We start from the raw sequence: 3,222 nt of genomic DNA on the forward strand, positions 1-3,222 counted from the left end.
CCCCCTCCACATAGCCGGTCCGCAGCGCCCGGCCCTCGTGCAGCAGCCGCCGCTGCACCACACTCCCGTGCGCGACCAGCTCCCCCTCCTCCCACACCAGGGCGTGCATCCCACCGAGCCCGTGCTCCCAGTCCGCCCCGGAGTACTCCACCGTGAACGACTCCTCCACCAGCGTCCGTGCCGTCTGGAGTGTGCCGGCGTCCAGCTCGGAGGTGTGCGCGGTCACCGCTTGCGTCGCACTCATACCGCCATGCTCGCACCCACACCCCCGAAGGTGCGCGCAAGCACCCCCCGAAGTGCGGTATTGTTCTCGTGCGCGGCCGGCAAGGGGCAAGATCCCCAAGCCGCCGAGGCACCGGGACGTGGCGCAGTTTGGTAGCGCACTTGACTGGGGGTCAAGGGGTCGTGGGTTCAAATCCCGCCGTCCCGACGGTGTACGAAGAGGCCCGTTGAACTGGAGTTCTTCCAGCTCAACGGGCCTTCGTCCGTTTCGGCGAGAGCGTCAGCGGACCAGCCGCAAGTGCCCGCGCGAACGCTCCGGTGGGACCACTTTGGGACCACCGTCCTCCCGCTCGGTCGGCGAGGCGGAGCCGAGGTGAGCGCTCAGCGCGGCGCCGGCCTCCTGGATCGAGCGCTGACTGGGGTGGAGATACCGCTGGGTCGTACTCAGCGAGCCGTGACCGGCGATCAAGCGGAGCACGTGCACCTTCACACCAGCGTCGGCCATCCACGTCAGTCCGGTGTGGCGGAGGTCGTGCCGCCGCAAGTACTCGTAGCCGAGGCTGACCACCACTTCATCCCAATGCGTGGCATCGCGGAGTACCGCAGTCGTGATCCGACCACCGCGCGGACCGGTGAACAACCGTGCGTCGGGCTTCCCGTTCAGCACGGCGAGCCGCTCAGCGACGAGTGGGCGGATCTCCGGAATGATCGGCACCGTCCGGCGACGCTTACCTTTCGTCCCCTTGTCGACCAGGCCGCCCGGTGCCGGAGTGGTCTGACGACACACGCTCCACGTCCAGTTGTCGATGTCGATGTCCCGCACGCGAACGCCGGACACTTCCCCGATGCGAGCCGCGGTGCAGGCCGCGAACTCCACCACCTCACCCCACCCGGCATACCGCCCGGAGGAACGCTCTACCAAGGCGGCCGACAAAGCCTTGAGCGCCTTCCAGTTCGGCAGCGCCAGCGACCGAGGGTCGTCAAGCTCGTCCTCCGCCTGCTTGTACTCCTGCTGCCACCCGGTGACCCGGGCCGGGTTGACGTCGATGAGCCCGTCACGGACGGCCTGTTCGAGCACTCGGACGAGCACGGCGATGCTGTTCTTCACCGTGGAGCGGCTGTTCTGGTCAGCGATCCAAGCGTGTACAGCCCGGTCGACAACCCCGTTGGTGATCGCCGAGACCGTCAGGTGACCCAGCGTCGGGAGAACCCGAAGGCGCCAGCCAGCGCGGTAAGGGTCCATGGTCTTTCGCTCCAACCCGCGCATTGCCAGGCCCCAGACGTCGGAGTCCTCGGCCCCGTACTCCGCCAGAGTCATCGTCGCCGTGGCCGGAGTAACGCCACGAAACGCCAGGCGCTCCATGCGGTCGATCCACTCCTCAGCGGCCTCGGGGGTCGCCCTCATCTCCGACCGAGAGAGCCGTCGCCGAGTTTCCGGATCGAACCAGCGCACCCGGGCCCGGTAGGGGTTCGGGAAGCCAGGCCGGTACTCAACGTCCGTGGAGAGCTTCACGCCCATGGGCGGCTGCTGCTTCGTCACGCCGCCTCAGCCCCGTCAGCCGGGTCAACACGCCGCGAGATGAGCCACTGCTGGACGTCAGGAACGCTGTACAAGATGACCCGCGAGGTCAGCCGAACGAACGGCGGGCCCTGAATCGGCCGGGCGGTGCGCCATCGCCGCAATGTCGAGGAGTCCACGCCGATCAGCTCAGCTACCTCCTCCGTCGTGTACCAACCACTGTGCAGCAGGTCAGTGCCAGCCTCTTCGGTCTCTGATTCTCGGCGCGCAGCCCCCAGCAGGGCAGTCAGTTGCGCCACCGTCAGCAGTCGGCTCATGTCCAAGTCTCCTCGGTGTCGTAGCTGTTGCGGAGTTCGCGGGCGATGTCGCGGTTGTGGTTGAGGTCGTCGCGGATGCGGGCGGCGAGCCAGGATTCGCCGGGGGTGTGGCCGTGGCCGGCGTAGGACCAGTGGGCGAGGACGAGCGTGGAGCCGTCGTGTTCGTCAGGGTCGGGGAGGCCGAGCGCGTGGCGTTCTTGGGTGGCGCGGTAGTCGGCGCGTGCTTGGCGGAGTGCGCCGAGGGTGGTGGAGTAGGCGCGGGATTTGGTGGAGAAGTGGCCGCGGAAGCCGAGCATGTGTGCCCACGCCCACAGGCGGCGATCCGGGAAGGCGTCGTCGAGGTCGCGGCAGGCGCGGATGAGGCGGCGGGTGTGGTCGGGCAGGTCCGGGACCTTGTCCAGCTCTGCCATCTCCCCGATCCGCCGATCCAGCGTGCCGGTGGTCTCGGCGGCTTTGGTGGCGTACTTGGCGACGTAGGAGGCCACGGCCCGTTCGGTCAGCTCCGTATCCCCACCGGCCCCGGTGATGGGCCGGACATCCACCTGTCGCCCCCAGCGCAGTTCGCGGAGCGGTTGGCCGTGGCGGCCGGGCAGGACCAGGAGGACACGGGCGGCAGCAGCGCGGATTGCGTCGTCCAGGAGGGTGACCGTGGCCCAGGCCGGGGGCGGGGAGTCCGGCCCGGACGGTCCGTCGAGGCGGACGATGGCGTGGAAGTGGATGGCGCCTCGGCGTTGGAATTCGGCGACTTTCCCGAACGAGACCCGGCAGGTTTCGCGGAGTTCGCGTTGGGTGATGCCGGCGCGGGAGGCGATCTCCCGGGGGAGGTAGATGGTGAAGCGGCGCCACAGGTCTCCGGCGTGGTTGTTCCACAGCACCGCCGACGCGTAGTCGTAGCTGTCCGGATCGATCGCCGTACCCAGGACGGGGGCGTTGTCGGGGTGGCGGGTGCCGCAGGCGCAGACCTCGGTGGCGGGCCGGTTGTGGACCGCGCCGAAGGACGGGGCGGTGAGGGTGGCGAACACCTTGGGGTGCGTGCGTACCGTCCGGGCGATGCCCTTGTTGGGGTCGCCGGTGAGTCCGGCGCGGATGAGGTGGTAGGTGTCTCCGGCGTAGGTCCAGGCGCAGGACGGGCAGCGTGAGGCTCGACGATTCCCGCAGGCCACC

The 3,222-nt window shown here is 69.0% G+C and carries 3 protein-coding genes, 1 tRNA gene and 1 pseudogene; 1 reads left to right on the forward strand and 4 read right to left on the reverse strand.

The window, feature by feature from the left end:
• A pseudogene (locus tag FNX44_RS25315) lies at positions 1–244 on the reverse strand (GNAT family N-acetyltransferase); the annotation flags it as partial.
• Positions 245–356: 112 nt separating this feature from the next.
• On the opposite strand from FNX44_RS25315, the gene FNX44_RS25320 reads away from it, so the two are divergent.
• Positions 357–430: transfer RNA gene (locus FNX44_RS25320), tRNA-Pro, on the forward strand.
• A gap of 72 nt (positions 431–502) precedes the next feature.
• On the opposite strand, the gene FNX44_RS25325 is transcribed toward FNX44_RS25320, so the two are convergent.
• From FNX44_RS25325 to repSA, 3 genes are all read right to left on the reverse strand, one after another.
• Positions 503–1,762 carry a tyrosine-type recombinase/integrase gene (locus tag FNX44_RS25325; RefSeq protein WP_323369666.1) on the reverse strand — a complete coding sequence of 420 codons (1,260 nt, stop codon included), beginning with the start codon at positions 1,760–1,762 and terminating at the stop codon, positions 503–505.
• Positions 1,759–2,058 (reverse strand): helix-turn-helix transcriptional regulator, encoded by a 300-nt coding sequence (locus FNX44_RS25330; protein WP_143651317.1) that lies wholly within the window; start codon positions 2,056–2,058, stop codon positions 1,759–1,761. The genes FNX44_RS25325 and FNX44_RS25330 overlap by 4 nt, the downstream gene beginning before the upstream one ends.
• Positions 2,055–3,222, reverse strand: a 1,168-nt coding sequence (gene repSA, locus FNX44_RS28320; RefSeq protein WP_143651318.1) for a replication initiator protein RepSA, incomplete at its 5' end; no start/stop codon positions are given. The genes FNX44_RS25330 and repSA, both read right to left, overlap by 4 nt.

Source organism: Streptomyces alkaliterrae, assembly GCF_007097205.2.
In the GTDB taxonomy this organism is placed as follows: domain Bacteria; phylum Actinomycetota; class Actinomycetes; order Streptomycetales; family Streptomycetaceae; genus Streptomyces; species Streptomyces alkaliterrae.